The organism is Mesorhizobium sp. M7A.F.Ca.CA.001.04.2.1 (assembly GCF_003998485.1).
GTDB lineage: Bacteria > Pseudomonadota > Alphaproteobacteria > Rhizobiales > Rhizobiaceae > Mesorhizobium > Mesorhizobium ciceri.
This window is the reverse complement of record NZ_RZQT01000041.1, coordinates 13,029-35,613: the sequence shown is the minus strand read 5'-3', so window position 1 is coordinate 35,613 and position 22,585 is coordinate 13,029. Positions and strand designations below refer to the sequence as shown.

Sequence of the window (22,585 nt, the reverse complement as noted above, 5' to 3'; positions counted from 1 at the left end):
ATCCTCCGGACCTAAATCAACCGCAAGCAACCGGCGCGCGTGCTTGGTAGTAACCAATGCTTAGGTTAATCGCGGGCCCGCTGCTTCCAGCGCGGTGCGATCGCCGAGCCATCGATGAACTCAAAGCCGCCAGCCTCGTTGAGCGTGTGAAGTTTACGCCCACTCCATAGCGCACCTGGATTTAAGATGGTTTCAACGACCTGCTCCATGCCGATCAAATCAAGGTGAGAAATGCGTGCGATGCCAAGCGCCGCGCCATAGCTCCTGCGGCAGTCCTGGACCGGGCGCAGCAGGTCATTGCCGCGCCTGACCATGCGGCCGGCTGGCCGCGCCGAGGCGATGTCGATCAGCACGGGATTTTTGGGGTGCGGCGTCCAGGGGCCGCGAAAATCCGGCGCCGACCACAGATGCAGCGCGTCGGAGAAGGCGCCGCCGCCGTCGCGGACGGTGGCGAACAGCCACCAGGCGCTGCCATGCTCGACAAGCGTGGCGTCGCTGGCGACGACACCGGACAGAAGCGTCGCCTCCTTGACCCATCCGCCGGGAAAAGCTGTGGCCCGGTAGAGATCGACCGTGCCGTTGGCGCAGCTTTCCGGCACCATCCAGACCTCGCCGTCGCGCTCGAAGACGAAGGGGTAGGAGAGATGGTAGGGCAGCTCCAACACCGGTTCAGGCCTTCCGAGCGGGCCTGCCGGGCCGAAGGGAACGGCGGAGATGATGGCTTTGCCGAGCCGATGGATATAGTCCTCGACGAACAGGGTCAGCTGGCCCTGGTAGAGGATGGGGAACGGATCGGCGTAGAAGCGGCTGCCGTCGTCCGGCAACTCTTGCCAGCCCGATGCTGGATGCGCGCGCAGGTCGAAAAGATCGCGGCCCCCGGTTTGCCGCCAGCCGACCTTCCAGTGCGGCGCGTTGTAGCAAAGGTGGTAGATCTTCTGGACGATCCGCCGCGCCAGCGCCTTGCCGGCTCTGACCCCAAGCTTGCCGGCCGAAGGCATTGGCGGCGGGCTGCCTGGCTGCGCCGGCTCGGGCAGATCGGGCACCGATCTTGCCGCGCCTGACATGGCAGCTATGATCAGGCTTGCTGTGCGCGCCAGCATATCCTGGAAGGAAGCCAGCGCGATGCCGCCATATTCGGTGCCCAGACGCCCGGCGGCGATCGCAACGCCGTTCTCCTCGATGCGGGCAAGCGGCGTGCGACCTGCGAGGATCAGGGCCAGCAAGGCCGCTTCGCCGCTGGCGCCGTCATAGGTGACGCGCCAGATCCGTGTGCTTTCCAGCCTGACATCGCCGCAGAGGTCGATGACCAGGTCAGGCGAAGCGGGGGACTGCCGGTAGGGCGCGAGCGCCGAAAGCGGCACACGCTTGGCCAGTCCATCATGGGACAGTCCGTGGATCGCCGTTTCGAGTTGAAACAGGGCCGCGGCGCTGCGCGGAATGCCACCGCCCGCCGGCCTGACATCGACGGACAGTTCGACGTCTTCGAGCGCGGCGAGGCGCTCCAGCAGCGTGACGTGAAAGGCGCGGACGCAGTCGCCGTCCAGGCGGAGGCTTATCTGCATGTTGGAGGTCCGAAAAGGCGGTGCCCGGCCTTGCCGGCCAGGCCGGTCCGGTCAAATTGTAACCCCATTTGCATTCGTCTCCGCTCGCTGCGTAGCCAACACCTCGATATGTATATTTTTAAGCAAACCGCGTGCCAAAATTCACGTCACCTCTCAACATAATTAACAATGTTTTAACAGTTGGAGGAATAGCTAGGTTAGCGCCGCAAACTGATCTTGCCGGCATATGGAGTATTGTCGGAGGCAGCCATGCAATCATCCCTGCCCATGGTTCCTCAGCAACACTCCCCGGATCCGGCACGCGCGGGATCATATGCAGCCTCCACTGTCGAACTGGGCGATCTGAAGCGCATCCTGGTGCGCCGCCGGTTCTGGATCTTCGGCACCGTCGCACTGCTGACGCTGGTCGCCCTGCTCTACGGCCTTTTCACACCGGCGCTCTACAGCTCGGCGGCGGAAATCCTGATCGATCCGCAGGACCTGCAGGTGGTCACCAACGACGTCAATCCCAGCCGTATCTCACCCGATGGCGGCATCACGCAGGTCGAGAGCCAGGTCAGCGTGGTCCAGTCGACAGGCGTGCTGATGCGGGCGATCGCGGCGACAAACCTGACGCAGGATCCGGAATTCAATGGGCAGGGCTTGCTGTCGCGCCTGCTCGGTTCGGCATCAGCCGAAGGCGACAGGTCGGTGCAGACACTCGACGCACTGCGCCGGCGCCTGGCGGTGAAGCGGGCCGACAAGGTCCTGGTCCTCGACGTCATCGTCACTGCCAAGAGCGCCGACAAAGCCGCCCTCCTGGCCAACGCCATCGCGCAGGCCTACCTGGTCGACCAGGCGAGCGCGCGCGCGAAAATGGCCAAGGACGCTTCCGAGTCGATCACCGCGCGGCTGGACGAGCAGCGCAAGCGCGTCCAGCAAGCCGAAAACGCCGTCGAAGCCTACAAGTCCGCCAACAACATGGTGATGGCGGCAGGCAATCTGGTCAGCGACCAGGAACTGACCGAGATCAACACGCAGCTTGCGACGGCGCAGAGCCGCACCGCGGCGCTGAAGGCGCAGGTCGACCAGATGCGCCGGCAGAGCGGCACGCCGGACGCAACTTCGGAAGCAATGCGCTCGGCGGTGATCTCGAGCCTGCGGGCGCAAGAGGCGACGTTGGTCGACCAGGTCTCGCAGCTCGGCACGGAGTTGGGGCCGCGTCATCCCTCGCTGATCGCAGCCCAGCAGCAACTGCGCGACACGCGCCAGCTGATCGCGCGCGAACTTGGCCGCATCGCCACCGCCACCGAGACCGACTACGAACGGGCGCTGGCCAACCAGCAGGCGCTGGAAGCCAAGGTCGCCGGCATGAAGAGCAAGTCGCTCGACACCGATCAGGCCTCGGTGCGGCTGCGCGAATTGCAGCGCGACCTCGAGGCGCTGCGTTCCGTCTACTCGAACTATCTCCAGCGCGCCCAGGAGACGCGCGAGCAGATCAATGTCGACAGCACCAATGCGCGCATCATCTCCAACGCCATGCCCGCCTTGAAGAAGAGCTGGCCGCCTCTGCCGCTGCTGTTGCTGGGCGCGATATTCGGCGGCCTTGGGCTCGGCACCGGTCTGGCGCTGATCGCCGAATATTCCTCGCCGACGGTGCTTTCCAGCGCCCAGATGCAGTCGGCCATCGACGCGCCGGTGCTGGGCGTGGTGCCGGCAAAGTCAGACACAGGCCGGCGCTGGTGGCCTTTCGGCGGGGCGCGCGCCGCCGCCTCCAGCCAGAAGACCGATGCCGTCGTCGGCCTTGCGCTGAGGCGCATGTTCAGTTCGGGCCAGCGTCCGGCGGACTGGCCGCTGGTGCCTTCCATCTTGGTGACATCGTCGCCGGGCGAGGGCGCGCAGCGTAGCCGGGTGGCGCGGCTGCTGGCCAATGCCGCGGCATCCAGGGGCAGCCGTGTGCTGTTCATCGATGCCAATGCTGGCGGCGGCGGCCAGAAGGATCCGCAGCCGGGGATCCTCGATGTTCTGCGCGGCGAGTACGCGTTCGAGGCCGTTAGCCATTACGCCGCCGGCAGCAACGTTGCCGTGCTGGGCAGGGGCCGCTCAAAGGCGGTCTTCCAGGAAGCGCATGGCATCTATTTTGCGCAGCAGATGCTGGCGCGGGCCAGCCGGAGCTTCGAGCTCGTCGTCATCGACGGTGGCGCGCTGGCCGACAATCTCAATGCCTCGCCGCTGGTCGCCATGGCCGACGAGATCGTGCTCGTCGCCACGCTGAACGCCACCCCGATGCGCGACGTCACGACGACTTCGCAGGCGGTCTCCGTGATGGGGCGCCTGCCGACAGCCGCCTTGCTGGTCGACGAGGCCGCCTGATATGGCGGCCAGTTGGAGCGCAAGCGCTTCGAACCATGGTGCTGCCGCACCCCGCGCAGGCACGCCCATCTCCGGCACCTCGGTCGATGCGCTGACGCGCTTCGGATTGATCGCGGCGGTAGCGGTGCTGTTCAGCATCTCGGGGGGCATGCTGTGGCTGGTCGGCTACAATTATGATGGCCTGTTCGGCAACCCGGCGACCAAGATCCACCCGTCCACCTATCTCATCGTCCTGCTGCTTGCCTGGCGCTCCTGCGCATCAGGCAATCCGGTCGGCCATATCGTCCATCTCGCCGACAGGCGGCCGGCCAGCGCGCTGATGGCCGCCATATCGATCGTGCTTCTGGTCGTCGTCATCGCCAGGCAGCGGCCCGGTATGGCCGGCATGATCGATACGTTCGTGGCTGCGGCACTTCTCGTGCTGATGCTCAGCGAGGACGACGAACGGACCTTCGCCGGGCTGCAGACCGTCGTCCACGTGGTCATGACAGCGAATGCCTTGCTTGCCCTTTTCGAGTTCGCCACCAAAACGCTTATCTTCCCCTATCGCCTCGACGGCGTGGCGTTTACCACCGATCTGCGCTCGAGCGCGCTGCAGGGGCATCCGCTTGCCAATGCCATGGTGACGTCGATCTATGTGCTTGCGCTGCTCTCCGGTGCCAGATCCCTGTCGATGCCTGTGCGGATAGGGTTGATCGGCTTGCAATGCGCGGCACTCGTCGCCTTCGGCGGCCGCACGGCGATGGTGACGACGGTGGTGCTCGGCGGCTGCTACCTGCTTTTTCAGGGCATCACCAAATTGCGCCAGGGCCGCGTCAATCTCCTGGGTGCGGCGCTCGGCTTCATGCTCGCCGCCCTGCTGCCGGTCGTCATCATCGTGGCGGCATATCTGGGCTTTTTCGACGCGCTGCTGGAGCGCTTCGTGTCGGACAGCGGCAGCGCCAATGCCCGCGTCGAGATGTTCGAGCTCTTCAAGCACCTGGAATTGCGCGATCTGATCGTGGGGCCGGATGTCGACCTGATCGACAGCCTGCGCCGCATCAACGGTCTCGAACAGGGCATCGAGAACCCGATCATCCGCACGGTCCTTTATCAGGGCGCCTTCTTCACGCTTTTGCTGACGTTCGGCTTCGTGCTGTTCCTGTTCGAGGTGGCGCGCCGCTGCCATCCCGGCATCTGGCTGCCGATGCTGGGCTGGGTCATCCTGATCAACACTTCGGAAAGCGTCGCGTCGAAGACGACGCTGCTGACCAAGTTCGTGGTGCTGGCATTGGTGCTCTATCGGCCGGCGCGGGCAGCGTTCAGGCCGGTCAGTCCGCCGGCATGGTCAGGCCAAGCGCCGCGATGATATCGGGATCCAGCGCCCGGGTGGTGTCGTCCATCATGCCCATGCCATCGAAGAGATCCCACAGTGCCCAGGCGAAGCCGAGTTCCTCGGCGCTCCGCCTCACATCGGCGATGTAGCGCCCGCGATCCGGGTTGGGCGCGGCGACATAGCGGGCGTCGGTGCGCAGCGCGCCGAACTCACCCATGATGATGCGTTCCGACGCCAGGCCATGACCGTCGGCCCAATCGCGGACCTGGCGAAGATATTTGTCGACAAACCAGCGGTCGGGCTGGGCGTCGAAATAGACTTTCAGCACACGCTCGGTCTCGGCATAGGCTGCTTGCTTGGCGTCTTCAGGGGTTTCGGTGTCCTGCGCCATGCGCGCCCTGACCGATGCCAGCGTCTGTTGCAGCGAGCCGGCGGATGCCGGCCACGGCACATTGTTGAGCGACCGATAGACCGGCTCGCGCACCCAGGGCGCGCCCTGATGGCTGAACAGATAGGGCTCATAGAAGTGGAAGGTGAACAGGATCGGCTCGAAGGGCGACAGCGGGCCCGGATCGAGCGCGGTCAGTCCGCTCACCATCGAGCCGCAGCCTCCGGTGACGACCAACGGCAGGGTCGCTGCCGATGCCCTTGCCGCAGTCAGAAGCGCGAGCTGGATTTGCAACCAGACGTTCGACGCGCAGGCCTGCGCCGGTTCGTTGACCGGCTCGAGCGCCACCCTGCCGGGCTGGAACCGCGCCAGCCTGCCGGCAAGCTCGCCGACCAGCCCGCGATAGAGATCGAAAGCGGGTGCGGCGGTGCTGGAGACCATGCGGTCGGGGTTCCAGTAATGGGTGGCAGCGTTGGCCTGGATGTTGACGATGATGCCAAGATCGGCGTCGAGGGTGGCGGTGACGGCGGCGTCCAGCATGTCCAGCAACTGACTGCGCGTCTTGGCGTCGGCGGCCAGGAAAGGGCCGGGATCGACGGGCAAGCGGATGAAATCGAGCCCGGTCTCGCGCAACCGACGCAGGTCGTCTGGGGTCGGCACCGGCCGTTGCGACTGGAAGGGCGGCCAGCCGTAGTCGGTGCGGGGTGCGGGAAATTCACGCGTCAGCGAGAACCAGGGCCAGGCGTTGACGCCGCGCCGAAACCGCGTCTCGGCGGCGGCGCGAGCGATTGGTGCGACCGGGAGCGAGCCGAGAGCCGCTGCAGTGGACAGCGCGGTCCGCAGCACCCGCCGGCGCGACCAGCCTATCATACGGTTCCTGGCGATGCGTGATCCATCGCAGTGGTCTTGGCGGCGGTCATGCCGAGCAGATGATAGGCCTCGTTTTCATAGGCGAGCAGGACATCGTCCCAGCGAAAGGCTTCGCGGGCCCGCGCCCTCGCGGCAACGCCGCAGGCCTTGACCAGGGCATCATCGTCCAGCGCCTGCTGCATCCGCTCGGCGCAATTGTTCTTGTCGGTGAAGTAGATCGCCGCAGCCCCTGCGGTCCACCTGTTGTAGGGATTGTCATGCGCGATCACCATGTTGCCGGCCGCCAGCGCCTCGACCAGCGACGGGTTGGTGCCGCCCACCGTGTGGCCGTGCAGATAGGCGCGGGCGTGGAAGCGCAGGGCCTTCACCGTTGCCTGGTCGTAAATGGCGCCCGGCAGGACCACCGAGCCGTTCGCCGCCTTGCGGATGGCGGCATGGTAGGGGATGTCGTCGGACAGCGTTCCCAGCACCACCAGCTTCATGTCGCGCTTGGTGGAGCAAAAGGCTTCGACAATCGGCAGGATGTTGTTGTCGGGTTCGATGCGCGCGATCGAGATGAGATAACGCCCGGGCTCGAGGCCGAGCGCCCGGACCGGCGCCTCGGGCGCTGATGCCACCGGATCGGCGCCATAGGCGATGGTGGCGATGGCGCTGCGCGGCCGGCGCGTCGCCAGGTGATCGGCGATGGCGGGATGATCGGCGACCAGCCGATGCGAGGCCCAAGCGCCGATCCATTCGTTGAGCCAGAACCAGGTTCGCGCCGCCATCCCCCATTTGGGGCGACGCCACTCGATGCCGTCCATGTTGGTGAAGATCTTGCGCCGCTTCAGCCTGAGCCAGGTCAGGAAGACCGCGCCATTATAGCCGAGCACCAGGCAAACGCCCTGTCGCCTGGCAGCATCGCAGGCGCATTGCCAGTCGAATTCCAGGGTCGCGCGCGGTCCCTTGGAGGCGACCTGGATGTGAATGAGCTCGATGCCGCGCCAGGTTTCGCTGCGCACCCGCTGGTCGATCCGCTCGACCTCATCCTGGCAATAGACGCCGACCTTCCAGCCGCGCCCGACAAGAAACAGCGCCAGTTTTTCGGCAAAGGTTTCAAAGCCGCCATGGGCCGCGGGTATGCCGCGGGTCCCCAGGATTAGAATGGCGGGCTTTTCTGGTTTCATGGCCGGCGGCACTTTCACACATCTCATATATTAGATATTGCTTAATTTATAATGAGCAGACCGCAACTTTCGTGCCATCTTCCGATTTCGGTATCCTGGGAGGGGATCATGGCGCGGGGTTGTAAAAAAACGGTGTTGAACCCGGTGGTTGTTTCATTCTCGGTCAACCCTTCTGTGCGTAGCTGTATCGAAACGAAGCAATGCCAGGGGCGTACGGCCGGCAGTCGGACATATCGAACCGATAGTCGGACATATCGAACCAGGCATGATTCTTGCGGACGGGGTTCTGCCACAATCGCCCAGCGCGATGGTTGCAGCACCCGGCGGGAAACAAAGATGCGGATTGCCTGCGTTCATCAGGGTTATGAACTCTATGGTTCTGACCGCAGCTTCGCGGAGAGCGTGGCTGCGCTGCGCGCCGTGTTTCCGTCGGCCGACATCGAGGTGGTCTTGCCGCGCAGCGGGCCGATCGTCCAGATCCTGGAAGCGCATGCCAGCCGGATCGTCTTCGAACCGCTCTGGGTGCTGAGGCGCCAGGCCATTGCGCGCCTTGCGACAGTCGAGATGGCGCGATTGCCGGTTGCCGTGTTCAGGGCGTGGCGGCGCCTCAAGGCCTGCGACCTCGTCTATGTCAACACCTCGATCGTTGCCGACTATGCGCTGGCCGCGCGCTTGCTGCCTTACAAGGCCGTCCTGCACATCCACGAAATCCCCGAAGGCGCCATGCGCAGGGTACTTGTTGGCCTGATGCGCTGGAGCCATGCGGATCTGATCTTCAATTCGCGCGCGACACGCGCCGCGTTTGGCGATCCCAAGGCGGCGCGCGCATATGTCGTCTACAACGGCGTTGCCGGGCCGGCGGCGGTCGAACCAATGACGTATGACGGCAAGCGCCCATTGCGGGTGCTGCTGCTCGGCCGCATCAACCGGATCAAGGGGCAGGAGGTCCTGCTGGAGGCGATCGCCTCGATGCCGGCAGAACTCCAGGCGAGGGTCGAGGTCAGGCTGGTCGGCGGCGCCTTCGAAAGCACCGAGCGCGAGCGTGCGCTTGCCGAACTGGTCGAAACCATGGGGCTTGCCGGGCGCGTCGGAGTCCTGCCTTTCATTCCCGATCCCTCGGAGCATTATCGCTGGGCCGACATCGTCACCGTGCCGTCGCGGCGTCCGGAATCGCTGGGCCGCGTCGCCATCGAGGCGATGGCTTATGGCCGGCCGCCGCTTGTGTCGGCGATCGGCGGGCTGGTGGAAGTGGTCAGCGACGGGGAGACCGGCTGGCATGTTCCGCCCGGCGACGCAGTAGCTCTTGGCGCGAAATTGCAGGAGATCATCCTCGCCCCTGAGGCCTGGCGCGGGTTTGTCGCTGCCGGGCGCGCGCGCTATGAGGCGATCTTCAGCGAGCCGGTCGCGGCCGCGGCGATCACCGCCATCGCCGCCGAAAAGCTGAAGACGACCATCGCGCGGCCGGGCAGGGCGCCCGCTGCCCGCGCAGCGGAGACACGGCCGTGAAGTTAGCGTTTCCGAGCCATCTGGTTCGACGCCTCGTGCTGATGATCGGCGGCGAGGCGATGCAGAGCGGCTTTCATTTCGCCCTCAACATCATGCTGTTGCACATGCTGTCGGCGCAGGGCTACGGCCTCTTCGCCATCGGCATGGTGATGGGCGGGGTCGGCCTGTCCTATATCAGGTCGCTCACCGCTGTTCCCGCCAGCATCTGGATGAGCAAGAGCACCAACAGCGCCGGCGTCGATACCTATGACGTGGCGTTCGGAACGGCGGCGCTGATCGTGGCGTTGCTGATGGCCGTCGGCACGGCTGTTCTGATGCATGTCCTTGGAGATCCAAGCGGAATTGCCGCCGGCTGCTTCGTCGGTGCCTGGTCGTTGCGCAGCCATATGCGCACGGCTTTCTTCGCACGGCGCCAGCAGGTTGTCGTCTCCATCAGCGATGGCGCTTTTACAGTCGCCGGCTGTGTCCTGACCGGGCTGTCGATCTGGTTGGTCCAAGACCCGCTGCAGACCGTATTCTATGCACTTGCAGCCGCAAATGTGTTCGGCATTTTCGTCCTGGTCCGCCTGGCTCGGCGCTCGCTTCGCATCAGCTTCCGCATGCCGACGCGCCGACGCTATGTCAGGCTCTGGCCCCAACTGCGCTGGTCGGCATTCAGCGCGACCACCACCAACATCCAGGGTCAATGTCTGGCGCTGCTGGTCGCCGGCATTGCCGGGCCAGCCGCCTACGCACCGCTGGCGGCGGTTCTGGTGCTGTTTGCTCCGCTGCGCATCATCAGCCTTGCATTCGTCAACATGACGCAGCCGGATCTCGCCAGGCTGATGCGGAACAATGAAACAGGCCGTGTCTGGACGCAGGCCAAGATCTGGGCGCTCGTCATGGGGCTCGGCGGCCTTGCTTATGGATGTGCGATCATGTTCGTCCTGCCGATGATAAAATCCCAGGCTCTCCAGGACGCTTCGACCTGGTTCATCGGGCTTTTCGTGATCGCGAATTTTGTCCCGATCATGCTCTATATCATGCCCCGCATCGTGCTTGAGATACTCGGCGATTTTCGGATCGTCGCGTTCATCACCACGGGCGGCGCGGTCGTCGGGCTGGCGCTGATCGCGGCCCTGCTGGCAATCGCGTCTCCGCCGTGGGCGTTGTTGGGTTCCGCCGTCTCGGAGATGTTCGTGCTCGTGGCATCGTGGTATTTCGCGCATCACCGCATGTGGAATATCGAGCATCCCGATGAGGCGCGCGACAGCCGGTTGGGCGCGTGGCGGCGGACGCTGCCGTTCGCTACGGCAAAGCGATAGGAAAAAACATGGCAGTCCAGGCGGTGCAAATTGCTGCGGTGACCGGCTCGCCCGATGGCCAGTCCTCCCATCCGGCCACCGTCGTCGCCATCGATGCCTACACGGCGCGGCTCCACACCAGCTTGGAAGCGGTGAGGCCGCTCTGGCTGCGCCTCCAGGCGGACGGTGTGTGCACCGCCCACCAGAATTATGCCTGGGCCGAGGGGATCGTCGCGCGGCTAATGCCGGAAGGTGCGGAACTGCTCATCGTGGAGGTAAACGATGCCGTGACGGGCGCGCCGCGAATGCTGGTGCCGCTGATACGGCGGCCGGCCTTCCGCCATCGGGTGATCGAATGGCTGAGCTGTGGCGTTTGCGACTATTCGGCACCGCTGCTGGCAGATGCCAGCCCGTGGACGATGCAATCGGCGCAGGCCGCGTGGGCTGCGGTGCGTTCCGTGCTGCCGCCGGCGGACCGCATCCAGATCACGGGAATTCCGCAATCGATCAGCGGCGTCGCCAACCCTCTGGCCTTGCTCGCAGCCACGCGCGATTCCCTGCATACCAGCTTCGGCCTCGCCATCGACGGCGACCCGGAAACCGTGCTCAAGCGCCTATGCCGGCCATCCTTCGTCAAGGCCTTCAACAAGGACTGGCGCCGCCTCGAACGGCTTGGCGACGTGGAACTGGTCGAAGCCAACACGCCGGCCCTGGTGGAGGTCATCTTCGGCGGCCTGGTCCGGATGCGGCTCAGCCGCTTTCGCGAACTGGGCCGCTTCGACCTGCTGACGCAGGCGACGGCTGTCGACTTCTATCGAAACGCCGCTCTCGAGGGCCTGTCGGATGGATCGGTGCGGCTCTTCGGGTTGCGTGTTGGTGAAGCTCTGATCGCCGTACAATACCTGCTGATCCATCAAGTCACCGTTCATGCTCTGCTGATCTCAATCGATCAGGGCGCGGTGCCCAATGTCTCGCCGGGACTTCTGATCATGGGCAAGTTGATGAGCTGGGCGCGCGGCCGCGGTTTCGATTATTTCGACCTGTCGGTCGGCAACCAGAGTTATAAGGAACATATGGGTGCCGTGGGTTCGGGCCTGCGCGAGCTTTGCCACGGGATTACGGTGCGAGGCAGCGCCGTGAGCGCAGCCATCGAGGTCCGCAACCGGACCGAGGTGTTCGTGCGCTCCAAACCTCGGCTGCTGAAGAGGCTCCAGGGACTGATGCGGGACTTGCGGCGCCTGCGTGGGGGATCGGAATGACGGGAGAAGCATGTGGCAAGCTACGCGGCGCGAACGACTCCGATAAGGGATTTGCCCGGTGGGCGGTTTTCCCCGACTGTCGCCAACGCTGATGCAACCGCGCACTTCACGGCTCGGCTGCACACCAGTTTCGATACCGTAAGGCTGCTATGGCTGCTGCTTGAGGCGCACGGCGTCTGCACTGCCCATCAGCACTATGCCTGGGTCGAAGGAATCGCCGCACGGCTGATGCCCAAGGACGCGGACCTGGTCGTCATCGAGGTGAGTGACGCCGTGACCGGCGCGCCGGCCATGCTGCTGCCGCTGATGCGGCGCCGGGCCCTCGGCCACCACGTCATCGAATGGCTGAGCTGCCGCGTGTGCGACTACTCGGTGCCGCTGCTGGCGGATGGGAGAGCGTGGACCAGGCAGAGTGCCGACGCCATGTGGGCGGCGGTCCGTGCCGTTCTGCCACCGGCGGATCGCATCCATATCGCGGGGATCCCGCAGCAGATCCACGGCCTCGTCAATCCGCTGGCACTGCTTTCGGTGGCGCGCGATTCCATCCAGGTCACCTCCGGCCTCGTCCTGCACGGCGACCCGGAGACGCTCATCAAGCGGATCTGCAAGCCGTCCTTTGCCAAGGCCTTCCGCAAGCATTGCCGCGGCTTCGAACAGCTTGGTGGCCTCGCTCTGGTCGAGGCCGACACGCCTGATCTGACCGAGGAGCTCCTGGATGTGCTGCTGGAATTGCGGCTGAAGCGTTTTCGTGAGCTTGGGCGTTTCGACCTCCTGACGCAGGTCCCGGTCGTCGATTTCTACCGCGCCGCGGCGCTGCAAGGCCTGTCCAATGGATCGGTGCGGCTCTTCGGTCTACGCGTCGGTGAAGCCTGGCTCGCCTCCATCTATGTGCTGGTCAGAAAAGGCACACTTCACGCCCTCCTGCTGGGCATCGACCAGAACGCGGTCGCCAATGTCTCACCCGGCCTGACGACGATGGGCAAGCTGATGATGTGGGGATGCGAGCGGGGCTTCGACTATTTCGACCTGTCGGTCGGCGGCCAGGGCTACAAGCAACATATTGGTGCCGCGAGTTCGGTTCTGGCCGAGATCTGCGAACCGGTGACGGTGCGGGGCAGGGCTGCGAACGCAGCCATTCTGCTGCGCAGCCGGGTCGAAGGCATGACGCGGTCGCGCCCCCGGCTGCTCAAGGCCGTCCAGGGCCTGACGCGCCGCTTGCGGCGATTGAAGAATTGAGGACGAGCGTCTGCCGGTGCCAACGACCGATGCAAAGAGGCACCAAGGCACGGCAAGGTTGTTGACAGGGTTGGTTAGCTCTATATTTGAAAGCGCCGCTTGACGTTCAGAAATGAGTGTTCCCGGCGGATTTTTTGAATTTGGCGTTTTGGGTAGATCATTTCGATGAATGCAAGTTCAGGAGATGGGATTCGTTCCATCCTCATTATTCAAACGAAGTTCACTGGAGATGTCACTCTGACATCTGCCTTGGTGCACAATATGCGTCTTGCTTATCCGCAAGCATCGGTAACAATGCTTTGCGCGCCTGGTCTCAAGCAGTTCATTGTCGCGCAAGGGATTGCCGATGTTGCTGTTGGCTTTGAAACCAGTGGCAGAGGAAGGACTGCGCTCAAGCGATTGACCGACTATTATGCCGTCATTTCTGCTCTGCGGCGTCGAAAATTCGATCTTAGCATCGACCTTACCGATTCAAAAACCTCACGGATCCTACACCGTTTGACCGGCGCCCCACTTCGCGTGGGGTTCGATCCTCCCGAGCGTCCGTTTAAGTTCTGGGAAATCCAGATGGCAAACGTTCTCGCGGCGCCCTTCGGCCATGGTGGGTCCCATTATCTCTACAGATACCTGTCTCCACTCCACGCCCTCGGGTTGGAGTATCAGGATCCAACGCCTCGGCTGCAGCCCACCAAGCTTGCCCAAGAGGAGTGTGCCAGGCTTCTTGCGGAGAACGCCTTGGCGAAGAAATCATATGTGGCCGTGCATGCGGGCGCGAGGTCCGAGGGGCGTCGTTGGCCGCCGCAATATTTTGCCGCCGTCATCGACGAGATCTACGCAAAAACCGGACTGCGGTCTTTGCTCGTTGGTGGGCCTGATGAAAGGCCCGTTACGCAAAGCATAGTTGAAACGGCAACGTCGCCGGTGGCCACTGTGGTCGGAAAGGCCTCGCTTGAAGTCCTTGTCGCGTTGTTGGCAGAAGCGGCAATCTTCCTTGGCAATGACAGCGGCCCGATGCACGTTGCAGCGTCTGTTGGAACTCCGGTGGTGGGATTGTTCGGTATGCAGTCTCCTGATCTATGGGGTCCGTTTGTTGTCCCCAACAAAACGCTCCGGCCGTCCATGCCTTGTCCATGTATAGCTCCAGGTGTTTGTAAAGAATACAACCCAGGTGCAGTCCATTGTGTTCAGCGGCTTCAGGTTGCTGAAGTCGCAGAAGCGACACTCGATCTCATCGGGGAGGTTCGAAAATCCGCTCATTCGGGCATGCCGGCCGCTTCGTAGGCTGGCGACCGAACGAAGCTGCACGTGTGCTCCATCCGGGGCCGCTCAAGGCTGGTCAGGTCTGACGCGCCGCTTGCGGCGATTGAAGGATTGAGGACGAGCGTCTGTCGGTCCTGTCGACGACCGATGCAAAGAGGCACCAAGGCCGGCAAGCTTGTTGACAGGGTTGGTTGGCTCTATATTGAAAGCGCCGCTTGACGTTCAGAAATGAGTGTCCTCGGCAGATTTTCTCAAGTTGGCGTTTTCGGCAGATCGTCTCGATGAATGCAAGTTTAGGAGATGGGATTCGTTCCATCCTCATTATTCAAACGAAGTACATTGGAGATGTCGTTCTGACATCTGCTTTGGTTCGCAATCTGCGTCTCTCTTATCCACAAGCATCGGTAACCATGCTTTGTGCGCCGGGTCTCAAGCAGTTCATCGTCGCGCAAGGGATCGCCGATGTTGCCGTTGGCTTTGAATCTCGCGGCAGAGGAAGGACTCTGCGCAAGCGTTTGAGCGACTATCGTGGCGTCATCTCTGATCTGCGGCGAAAATTCGATCTTAGCATCGACCTTACCGATTCAAAAACCTCGCGGATGATGCATCGTTTGATCGGCGCTCCACTTCGCGTCGGCTTCGACCCTCCCGAGCATCCGATGAAGTTCTGGGAAATCCAGCTTGCAAACGTTCTCGCCGCGACCTTCGGACAGGGCGGGGCCCATTATCTCTACAGGAACCTGTCTCCGCTCCACGCGCTTGGGTTGGATTGTCAGGACCCGACGCCTCGGCTGCAGCCGACCAGGGCTGCCCAGGAAGAGTGTGCCAGGATTCTTGCGGAAAACGCTTTGGCGAAGAAGTCATATGTGGCCGTGCATGCCGGCGCGAGGTTTGAAGGCCGTTGCTGGCCGCCGCAACATTTTGCTGCGGTCATCGACGAGGTATACGCCAAAACCGGGCTGCGATCCCTCCTCGTTGGTGGGCCGGATGAAGGGCTTGCCGCGCAAAGGATCCTTGAAGCGGCAGCGTCGCCGGTCGCAAGTGCCGTCGGAAAAGCCTCGCTTGAGGTCTTGACCGCATTGTTGGCCGAAGCGTCGATTTTTCTTGGCAATGAGAGCGGCCCGATGCACATTGCGGCCTCTGTCCGAACTCCAGCGGTGGGGCTGTACGGTCTGACGTCGCCAGAGCAATGGGGCCCGTTCGGTGTTCCCAACCGGACGCTCCAGCCGCCCATGCCCTGCCCATGCATTGCTCCAGGTGTGTGTAAGGAAAACAACGCCGGTAGGGTCTATTGCGTCCAACGGCTCCAGGTTGCCGACGTCGCGGCGGCGACACTCGATCTCATCGGCACGGAAGTTCAAAAATCTGCCCATTCCGGCATATCAGCCGCTTAGCAGAGCGGCAGCGACGGACGATAGTTTGGCGGCGCGGTCGTGCACAGTTCATCTTCGTGTGCTTCACGTCTTGATTCAGGCCAAGGCCCAAGCATGTTCAAAAGATTGGTAAATTGACCGGGCCGCATCCTGCGCTGTCCGCGAAATTGACAGGACGGCGCGTCTCCGCCATCCTTGACCCCAGTCGTCAGGCTGCCGACAGCGGCCGCGTTGCGTGTCAGGGCGACCGAGGGCAGTGTCATGTTCAGTCCCGTCACAGGTCAGAATTCCAAGCGCTCCGCGGTGCGCAAGGCGCTCGATCGTCACAAGGTCTACATCACCGCGCAGCGTTTTTCGGCAGGCACCTACCAGGCCCGGGTTCTGGTCGACGGCGAGGCCTATTGGGTCGACGAATTCCGGCTGAGCCAGTTGCAGCAAGGGCTGTCGCCGGCGGAGCTCGAGTTGACGCCGGCCGCTGACGATTGAGAGCGTGACTGGCTTGTTCCTGGCCGCCGTGCTTCGATCTTTGCGATGACCACTCCACCAAAGCTCAAAGCCTATCGCGCCAAACGCGAATTCGCCAAGACGCCGGAACCGGCTGGCGGGCTCGTCAGCATCGACGGCAACCGCTTCGTCGTGCACAAGCACCACGCCACCGCAGACCATTATGATCTGCGACTGCAGGTCGGCGATGTCTTGAAGAGCTGGGCGGTGCCGCGCGGCCCTTCGCTCAATCCGGCCGACAAAAGGCTGGCGGTCGAGACCGAGGATCATCCGCTCGAATATATCGACTTCGAGGGCGTCATTCCCGAGGGCGAGTATGGCGGCGGGCCGATGATCGTCTGGGACACCGGCAGCTGGGCGCCGATGGACGATGTCGAAAAGAGCTTGCGCACCGGCGCCTTCAAGTTCCGGCTGGCCGGCGACAAGCTCAATGGCGGCTGGATGCTGACCCGGCTGAAGCCGAAACCCGGCGAAGACGAAAATAAGAAGAACTGGCTGCTCTTCAAGGAGCGCGACCTCGCCGCCGACACCGCGCTTGACATCCTCACGGCCCGGCCGGAAAGCGTCAAATCCGGATTGCGCATCGAGGAACTGGCGGCGCCGGCGAAGCCAGCCGCCAAACCCGCGCCCAGACAGGGATCGCTGAAGCCCGGCACGCTGCCGGGCGCATTCAAGGCTCCCATGCTTGCCCGTATCGAGCCGCAACTGGCGACGCAGGTGCCAAAGCCGCCCGATGGCGAAGACACCAAACAAGTCTGGCTGCACGAGATCAAATTCGATGGCTACCGCACCATGGCGCATCTCACTGACGGCGCGGTCAAGCTGATCACCCGTGGCGGCATCGACTGGACGAAGCGCTATGGCGACCTGCCGCATGCGTTCGCCAAGCTGCCGTGCTGCGACGCCATCATCGATGGCGAGATCGTCGTGCTCGATGCCAAGGGCATCAGCCGCTTCGCGCTGCTGCAGGATGCGCTGGCCGAGGGCGCCGGCAGCAAGCTCCATTTCTACGCCTTCGATCTTCTCCATCTCGACGGCTGGGACCTGACCAAGGCGCCGCTGGTCCGGCGCAAGGCGCTGCTGGCGCAGATGCTGTCGGGCCTCGGCGCCAATTCCGCCATCCAGTTCTCCGACCATGTCGAGGGTTCGGGGCAGGGGCTCTACGACCAGGCGTCGGAACTTGGGCTGGAGGGTGTCGTCTCCAAGCGCGCCACGGCCATCTATCAGAGCGGCCGAAGCAAAAGCTGGACCAAGACCAAGGCGTTGCTGTCAGACGACTTCGTCATCGCCGGCTTCACCATCTCCAATGCGGCCGAAGGGTTGGCGGCGCTCGGCATGGCAGAGTTCGCGGATGGTGAATTGCATTATCGCGGCAAGGTCGGCACCGGTTTCGATGCCGCCACCGCCGGTGAGTTGCTCGCCAGGCTGGAGCCGTTGCGGGAAGGCGCCACCGCGCCCGAGGGCGCCCCGCGCGAAATCATGCGCGAGATGAACTGGGTGCGGCCGCTGCTGTCGGCGCGCATCCATTACGCCAACCGCACATCGGACAACGCACTGCGCCACGGCGTCTTCCGCGGTTTGAGGGATGTCGGCCTGTCGACGCCGGTCTCGTCCAAACGCAAGCGGCTGATCGCCGAGGCCGACCTTGCCACCATCTGGGTGACCAACCCGACGCGCCGGCTGTTCGGCAAGACCGGCCCGACCAAGCTCGACATCGCGGTCTATTACGCGCTGGTCGGCGATTTCATGCTGCCGCACATTCTCGGCCGGCCGGTGTCGCTGGTGCGCTGCCCGACCGGCCTGCCGAAGGATTGCTTCTTCCAGCGCCACGCCTTCACCGGCATGCCGCCCTCGGTGGTGACATTCGAGGCGACAAATTCCGAGGGCGAAACCAAATCCTATCTCTCGGTCGAAGGCGCGAAAGGGTATCTGGCGCTGGCGCAGTTCGGCGTCGTCGAGTTCCACACCTGGGGCACCCACCGCGCCAGCCTCGACAGACCCGACCAGATCGTCCTCGACCTCGATCCGGGCGAGGGGATCGACTGGCGCGAGGTGGTCGAGGCCGCGGTGCACATCAAGGACGAATTGGAGCGCCTGGGGCTGGTGCCGTTCGCCAAGACCTCCGGCGGCAGCGGCATCCACATCACGGTGCCTGTGACAGGCAAGCAGAACTGGAAGAAACTGCACCAGGCAACCAGCGCGATCGCCACGCATCTGGCGACAACGGCGCCTGATACTTTCACCACCACCATGGGCAAGGACAACCGCAAGAAGCGCATCTTCATCGACTACCACCGCAATGCGCGCGGCCACACCTCCGCAGCACCTTACTCCTTGCGCGCCCGCACCAATCTGCCGGCCTCGACGCCGGTCAGCTGGAGCGACCTCGAATCCATCGATGCGCCGCAGGATCTGAATTATTCGTCGCTGCCGGGGCTGTTGGCGACGTCGGGCGATCCGTGGGCGGAGATTGATAAGTTTGCGCGGGATCTGCCGGTGGTCTCGGGGGCGACGAAGTAGTTGCAGAAGACGAAGTAAGTAGTTGCAGAACAAGGACCGCCGCGATCCGTGGCGCCCCCCTCTGTCCTGCCAGCGTTTCAAATTCCAGTCCATCGACGCTTCCAACAATTTGAATTATTCTCTGTCCACGACCTCAAATGCATGGCGGAAGATTTCGTCAGGGATTTGCCGGTATTGTGTGCGGTCGGTGTAGGATTTGCTCAGCCTCAATCGTCCTCGGACGAAAGCGCTGCAGGTCTTTGTCAGTGCATGACCGCGTAGGAGTGTTTCATGGCGCCCAGGGCAAGTTGGAAAGGTTACCTCAAACTCAGCCTCGTGAGCTGTCCGGTGCGGTTGTATCCCGCCACCAGCGCCAGCGAGCGCATCTCGTTCAATCAGTTGCACAAGAAGACCCATAACCGCATCAACATGAAGCCGGTCGACCCCGAACTAGGGCTCGTCGAGCGTGCTGATCTGGTCAAGGGTTACGAATACGAGGACAAGCAGTACATCATCATCGATGATGCAGACCTCGACGCGGTGCGCATTGAATCCAACCATACGATGAACATCGAGGCTTTCGTCGACGAGGACGAGGTCGACGTCATCTACCAGGACGCGCCCTACTACATGGCGCCCGACGGCGCGATGGCGGAGGAAACCTTCGCCGTGCTGCGCGAAGCGATGCGCAAATCCGGCAAGCTCGCCATCGCCCGCCTTGTGCTGTCGAGCCGCGAGCGCGTGGTGACGATCGGCGCGCGCGAGAACGGCATGTTCGTGTGCACCTTGAGGAACCCGAACGAAGTGCGCGGGACGGCTGAATATTTTGGCAATATTCCAGCTGGCAAGCCCGACCCCGAAATGCTGCAGCTCGCCGAAGCGCTGATCAAGCAGAAGGAAACCACCTTCGATCCGAAGAATTATGAGGACCGCTACGAGGCGGCACTCATGACGATGATCCGCGAGAAGCTGAAAGGCCACAAGCCGATCATTGCGGCGGCACCGGAGCGCGGCAATGTTATCAACCTGATGGATGCGCTGAAGGCGAGCCTGTCGCAATCGAAGCCGCCAGCCAAGTCGAAGAGCAAGGCCGACGAGGTTGCCAAGCCAGCCGCGAAGAAAGCGGCAGCGGGTGGTGCTGCTGAAAATCCGCTGAAGGCCAATCTGCTGAAGGCGGTCGGCAAGAGCAAGAAATGACGGCGCCGGCCGGCGCTGTTTTCGGCACCATCGGCGCGCTGGCGGCGTTTCCGCTCAGACTGGCCGCGCGTGAAGTCGAACGCCAGCACGGCCAGCTGCGGCGCGGCGTCACCAGGCGCACCACGCATGTCGTGTGCGGCCGCACGCTGCTCGCTAAGGCCGGGCTCTCCAGGAACGGCGATGCCGAGATCGAGCGCCGTGTCGCCGCCGAGCGCGCGGCCGGGCACAAGCTCCTCAGCGAGAACGGGTTCCTGCGCCTTCTCGGACTGATGAAGACACCGGAAGCGTCTTCGCTGTCGCGGCAATCGCTGATCGATCAGTCGCGGCTATCCGGCGTCGAGCTCGATTTGTTGTCACTGTTCGATGCGTTCGAGCATGACGCAGAACCCTATTCCTTCCGCGACCTGATCCTGGCGCGCAAATATGCCGGGCTCGTCGCCGGCGGCGCGACATGGGGGGCGATCGCGCGCTCCGTCCACCGCTCCGGCCCGGTGGCGTCGCTGACCGCCAAGTCGCTCAATGTCGGCTCGCAGCATGGGCGCGCCGATGCGATCTATCTCGAAGGCGGCCAGAGCGAACTCGACGGACAGCTTCTGTTCGATTTGGGCAGCGCCGGTTCGGCAGGCGACGACACACTGGAAGAGTTGTTTGCCGAGGCCGAAGCGGCGGAGGAGGGTGGCGACCATGATGGGGCAGCCGCACTCTACCAGCGCTGTCTCGCCATCGATCCGAGCGATGCGATTGCCGCCTTCAACCGCGCCAACTGCCTGCGCGCCGGCGGCCACGCGGCGGACGCCGCGCACGATTATATCAATGCGATAAAACTCGATCCGGCCTTCGTCGAGGCCTGGTTCAACCTCGCTGGGCTGATGAGCGAGCAGGGCCGCGAGGCCTCGGCGCGGAGGCACCTGCAGAAAGCGATCGCGCTCGACAAAAACTATGCCGATCCGGTGTTCAACCTCGCCCGGCTCGAATTCGACGCCGGCGATCTGCCGGAGGCGCGGCGGCTGTGGGTGCGCTATCTCGAACTCGATGCGGAGTCCGAGTGGTCGCGGGTGGCGGCCAAGGGCGTGCAGTTCGTGGATCTGCAGTTGGCGCGTACGGCGGGGTGAGGGATGCTGGCGCTTGAACACCCCCCTCTGGCCTGCCGGCCATCTCCCCCGCAAGGGGGGAGATCGGCAGCTTGGGCGTCCCGTTCCTGCTTGCAAAGTGGGAGATTGGCGAAAGCGGTTGAGCGCGCAATCTCCCCGCTTGCGGGGGAGATGTCCGGCAGGACAGAGGGGAGTGTGACGGAACTCGACCTCTCCAGCGAGACCGCTCCATGACCACCTTTCTCTTCGACGGTCCCGACAGTGCCCCGGTCACCATCCTGCTCGCCCATGGCGCCGGCGCGTCGATGGATTCTCCCTCGATGACCGCCACCGCCAAGGCGCTGGCCGAAGCCGGCTTCCAGGTCGCGCGCTTCGAGTTCCACTATATGGCTGCCCGCCGCTATGGCCACCGCAAGCCGCCGCCGCGGGCCGAGACGGTCAACCCGGAATATATCAAGGCGATAGCCGACCTCAGGGCGAAGGGCGTGACCGGCCCGCTCGTCATCGGCGGCAAGTCGATGGGCGGGCGCGTCGCCTCGATGGTCGCCGACGAGATGTTTGCCAAGGGCGAGATTTCAGGCCTGCTGTGCCTCGGCTATCCCTTCCATCCGCCGGCCAAGCCCGATCAATTGCGGACCAAACACCTCGCCGATCTGAAGACGCCGACGCTGATCTTCCAGGGCACCCGCGACGAGTTCGGCACCAGGGACGAGGTTGCGACTTATGACCTTTCCGATCGCATCGAGGTGATCTGGCTGGAGGACGGCGACCACGATCTCAAGCCTCGCAAGAGTGTTTCGGGGTTTTCGACCGCCGATCATCTGAAGACGCTGGCCGGGACGGTCAAGGCGTGGTCGGGTCGGATCGCTTCCTGAAGCGATGAAGATCGCCTCCTTCAACGTCAACAACATCAACAGCCGGCTTGAAAACCTGCTGACATGGCTGGCTGTGGCAAAGCCCGATGTCGTGTGCCTGCAGGAGTTGAAGGCACGCGACATGCAGTTTCCGCGCTCGGCATTGGCGGCGGCCGGCTATGGCGCGGTGTGGAAGGGCGAGCCGACCTGGAACGGCGTTGCCATCCTGGCGCGGAGTGCCGAGCCCGTGTTGACCCGCGATGCCTTGCCCGGCGACGAAGCCGACAGGCAGAGCCGCTACATCGAGGCGGCGGTGAATGGCATTGTCGTCGCTTGCCTCTATGCGCCGAACGGCAATCCCCAGCCCGGCCCGAAATTCGCCTACAAGCTCGCCTGGCACGCGCGGCTGGAGGCGCATGCCGAACAGTTGCTCGACACCGGCCTGCCGGTGGTGCTGGCCGGCGACTACAACATCGTGCCCGAGCCGCGCGATATCTACGCCACCCGCTCCTATGACGACAACGCGCTGGTGCAGCCGGAAAGCCGGGCGTCGTTCCGGCGCCTGCTCGACCAGGGTTGGCTTGATGCCCTGCGCAAGAAGCATCCGAAGGAAACGCTTTACACATTCTGGGACTATCGCCGCAACCGCTGGCCGCGCGATGCGGGCCTCCGGCTCGATCACATCCTGCTGTCGAAGAAACTGGCACGCCGCCTGACCGCCGCCGGCATCGACCGCGACGTGCGCGGCGAGGACGGTGCCAGCGACCATGCGCCGGTGTGGGTGGAATTGAAGTAAGGCGACTGCTTTCATGCGTCGCGCTTGAACGGATCCATGCAACGCGCTTTAAGTCTTTTGTCTTGATGCATGTC

17 protein-coding genes are annotated in these 22,585 nt (G+C 63.6%); 14 read left to right on the top strand and 3 right to left on the bottom strand.

The genetic code is table 11. The features are described from left to right. Positions 1-65: 65 nt before the first annotated feature. Positions 66-1,562 carry a hypothetical protein gene (locus tag EN955_RS15525; RefSeq protein WP_024501743.1) on the bottom strand — a complete coding sequence of 499 codons (1,497 nt, stop codon included), beginning with the start codon at positions 1,560-1,562 and terminating at the stop codon, positions 66-68. A gap of 249 nt (positions 1,563-1,811) precedes the next feature. On the opposite strand from EN955_RS15525, the gene EN955_RS15520 reads away from it, so the two are divergent. After that, on the top strand, positions 1,812-3,914 hold the full coding sequence (locus tag EN955_RS15520) for an exopolysaccharide transport family protein (RefSeq protein ID WP_024501742.1): 2,103 nt from the start codon (positions 1,812-1,814) through the stop codon (positions 3,912-3,914). Position 3,915: 1 nt separating this feature from the next. Next, positions 3,916-5,262 (top strand): VpsF family polysaccharide biosynthesis protein, encoded by a 1,347-nt coding sequence (locus EN955_RS15515; protein ID WP_013530605.1) that lies wholly within the window; start codon positions 3,916-3,918, stop codon positions 5,260-5,262. Here the strand turns inward: EN955_RS15515 and EN955_RS15510 are convergent. Next, positions 5,225-6,487 (bottom strand): cellulase family glycosylhydrolase, encoded by a 1,263-nt coding sequence (locus tag EN955_RS15510; RefSeq protein WP_024501741.1) that lies wholly within the window; start codon positions 6,485-6,487, stop codon positions 5,225-5,227. The genes EN955_RS15515 and EN955_RS15510 overlap by 38 nt on opposite strands. After that, positions 6,484-7,653, bottom strand: a complete 1,170-nt coding sequence (locus EN955_RS15505) for a DUF1972 domain-containing protein (RefSeq protein WP_024501740.1) — start codon at positions 7,651-7,653, stop codon at positions 6,484-6,486. Before EN955_RS15505 ends, EN955_RS15510 begins: the two co-directional genes overlap by 4 nt. Positions 7,654-7,989: 336 nt before the next feature. On the opposite strand from EN955_RS15505, the gene EN955_RS15500 reads away from it, so the two are divergent. From EN955_RS15500 to EN955_RS15440, 12 genes are all read left to right on the top strand, one after another. Further along, on the top strand, positions 7,990-9,159 hold the full coding sequence (locus tag EN955_RS15500; RefSeq protein WP_024501739.1) for a glycosyltransferase family 4 protein: 1,170 nt from the start codon (positions 7,990-7,992) through the stop codon (positions 9,157-9,159). Next, positions 9,156-10,463, top strand: a complete 1,308-nt coding sequence (locus EN955_RS15495; protein ID WP_024501738.1) for a hypothetical protein — start codon at positions 9,156-9,158, stop codon at positions 10,461-10,463. The genes EN955_RS15500 and EN955_RS15495 overlap by 4 nt, the downstream gene beginning before the upstream one ends. A gap of 8 nt (positions 10,464-10,471) precedes the next feature. Then, on the top strand, positions 10,472-11,701 hold the full coding sequence (locus EN955_RS15490; protein ID WP_013530610.1) for a GNAT family N-acetyltransferase: 1,230 nt from the start codon (positions 10,472-10,474) through the stop codon (positions 11,699-11,701). 12 nt (positions 11,702-11,713) lie between these two features. Beyond that, entirely contained in the window at positions 11,714-12,937 is a 1,224-nt protein-coding gene (locus tag EN955_RS15485; protein WP_024501737.1) for a GNAT family N-acetyltransferase, read from the top strand. A gap of 165 nt (positions 12,938-13,102) precedes the next feature. Next, the gene (locus EN955_RS15480) at positions 13,103-14,218 is read left to right on the top strand and encodes a glycosyltransferase family 9 protein (RefSeq protein WP_024501736.1); all 1,116 of its coding nucleotides are present in this window, start codon (positions 13,103-13,105) and stop codon (positions 14,216-14,218) included. 194 nt (positions 14,219-14,412) lie between these two features. Beyond that, positions 14,413-15,591, top strand: coding sequence for a glycosyltransferase family 9 protein (locus tag EN955_RS15475; RefSeq protein WP_245265289.1), 1,179 nt, complete (start codon positions 14,413-14,415; stop codon positions 15,589-15,591). Between the two features lie 240 nt (positions 15,592-15,831). Continuing rightward, on the top strand, positions 15,832-16,056 hold the full coding sequence (locus tag EN955_RS15470) for a hypothetical protein (protein ID WP_024501734.1): 225 nt from the start codon (positions 15,832-15,834) through the stop codon (positions 16,054-16,056). 45 nt (positions 16,057-16,101) lie between these two features. Beyond that, a complete protein-coding gene (gene ligD / locus EN955_RS15465; RefSeq protein ID WP_024501733.1) occupies positions 16,102-18,594 on the top strand; it encodes a DNA ligase D in 2,493 nt (830 codons plus the stop codon). 270 nt (positions 18,595-18,864) lie between these two features. Further along, positions 18,865-19,770, top strand: coding sequence for a Ku protein (locus EN955_RS15460; protein WP_024501732.1), 906 nt, complete (start codon positions 18,865-18,867; stop codon positions 19,768-19,770). After that, entirely contained in the window at positions 19,767-20,882 is a 1,116-nt protein-coding gene (locus EN955_RS15455) for a tetratricopeptide repeat protein (protein ID WP_024501731.1), read from the top strand. Before EN955_RS15460 ends, EN955_RS15455 begins: the two co-directional genes overlap by 4 nt. Before the next feature lie 209 nt (positions 20,883-21,091). Then, the gene (locus tag EN955_RS15445) at positions 21,092-21,736 is read left to right on the top strand and encodes an alpha/beta fold hydrolase (protein WP_024501730.1); all 645 of its coding nucleotides are present in this window, start codon (positions 21,092-21,094) and stop codon (positions 21,734-21,736) included. Between the two features lie 4 nt (positions 21,737-21,740). Continuing rightward, entirely contained in the window at positions 21,741-22,511 is a 771-nt protein-coding gene (locus tag EN955_RS15440) for an exodeoxyribonuclease III (RefSeq protein WP_024501729.1), read from the top strand. Positions 22,512-22,585: the final 74 nt, after the last annotated feature.

Excerpts from the sequence above, each read along its gene's own strand:
- EN955_RS15470 (WP_024501734.1), top strand. The coding sequence starts at position 15,832 with ATGTTCAGTCCCGTCACAGGTCAGAATTCCAAGCGCTCCGCGGTGCGC.
- EN955_RS15515 (WP_013530605.1), top strand. The coding sequence starts at position 3,916 with ATGGCGGCCAGTTGGAGCGCAAGCGCTTCGAACCATGGTGCTGCCGCA.
- EN955_RS15520 (WP_024501742.1), top strand. The coding sequence starts at position 1,812 with ATGCAATCATCCCTGCCCATGGTTCCTCAGCAACACTCCCCGGATCCG.
- EN955_RS15500 (WP_024501739.1), top strand. The coding sequence starts at position 7,990 with ATGCGGATTGCCTGCGTTCATCAGGGTTATGAACTCTATGGTTCTGAC.
- EN955_RS15460 (WP_024501732.1), top strand. The coding sequence starts at position 18,865 with ATGGCGCCCAGGGCAAGTTGGAAAGGTTACCTCAAACTCAGCCTCGTG.
- EN955_RS15510 (WP_024501741.1), bottom strand. The coding sequence starts at position 6,487 with ATGATAGGCTGGTCGCGCCGGCGGGTGCTGCGGACCGCGCTGTCCACT.
- EN955_RS15445 (WP_024501730.1), top strand. The coding sequence starts at position 21,092 with ATGACCACCTTTCTCTTCGACGGTCCCGACAGTGCCCCGGTCACCATC.
- EN955_RS15525 (WP_024501743.1), bottom strand. The coding sequence starts at position 1,562 with ATGCAGATAAGCCTCCGCCTGGACGGCGACTGCGTCCGCGCCTTTCAC.
- EN955_RS15505 (WP_024501740.1), bottom strand. The coding sequence starts at position 7,653 with ATGAAACCAGAAAAGCCCGCCATTCTAATCCTGGGGACCCGCGGCATA.
- EN955_RS15480 (WP_024501736.1), top strand. The coding sequence starts at position 13,103 with ATGAATGCAAGTTCAGGAGATGGGATTCGTTCCATCCTCATTATTCAA.
- EN955_RS15440 (WP_024501729.1), top strand. The coding sequence starts at position 21,741 with ATGAAGATCGCCTCCTTCAACGTCAACAACATCAACAGCCGGCTTGAA.
- EN955_RS15490 (WP_013530610.1), top strand. The coding sequence starts at position 10,472 with ATGGCAGTCCAGGCGGTGCAAATTGCTGCGGTGACCGGCTCGCCCGAT.
- EN955_RS15455 (WP_024501731.1), top strand. The coding sequence starts at position 19,767 with ATGACGGCGCCGGCCGGCGCTGTTTTCGGCACCATCGGCGCGCTGGCG.
- ligD (WP_024501733.1), top strand. The coding sequence starts at position 16,102 with ATGACCACTCCACCAAAGCTCAAAGCCTATCGCGCCAAACGCGAATTC.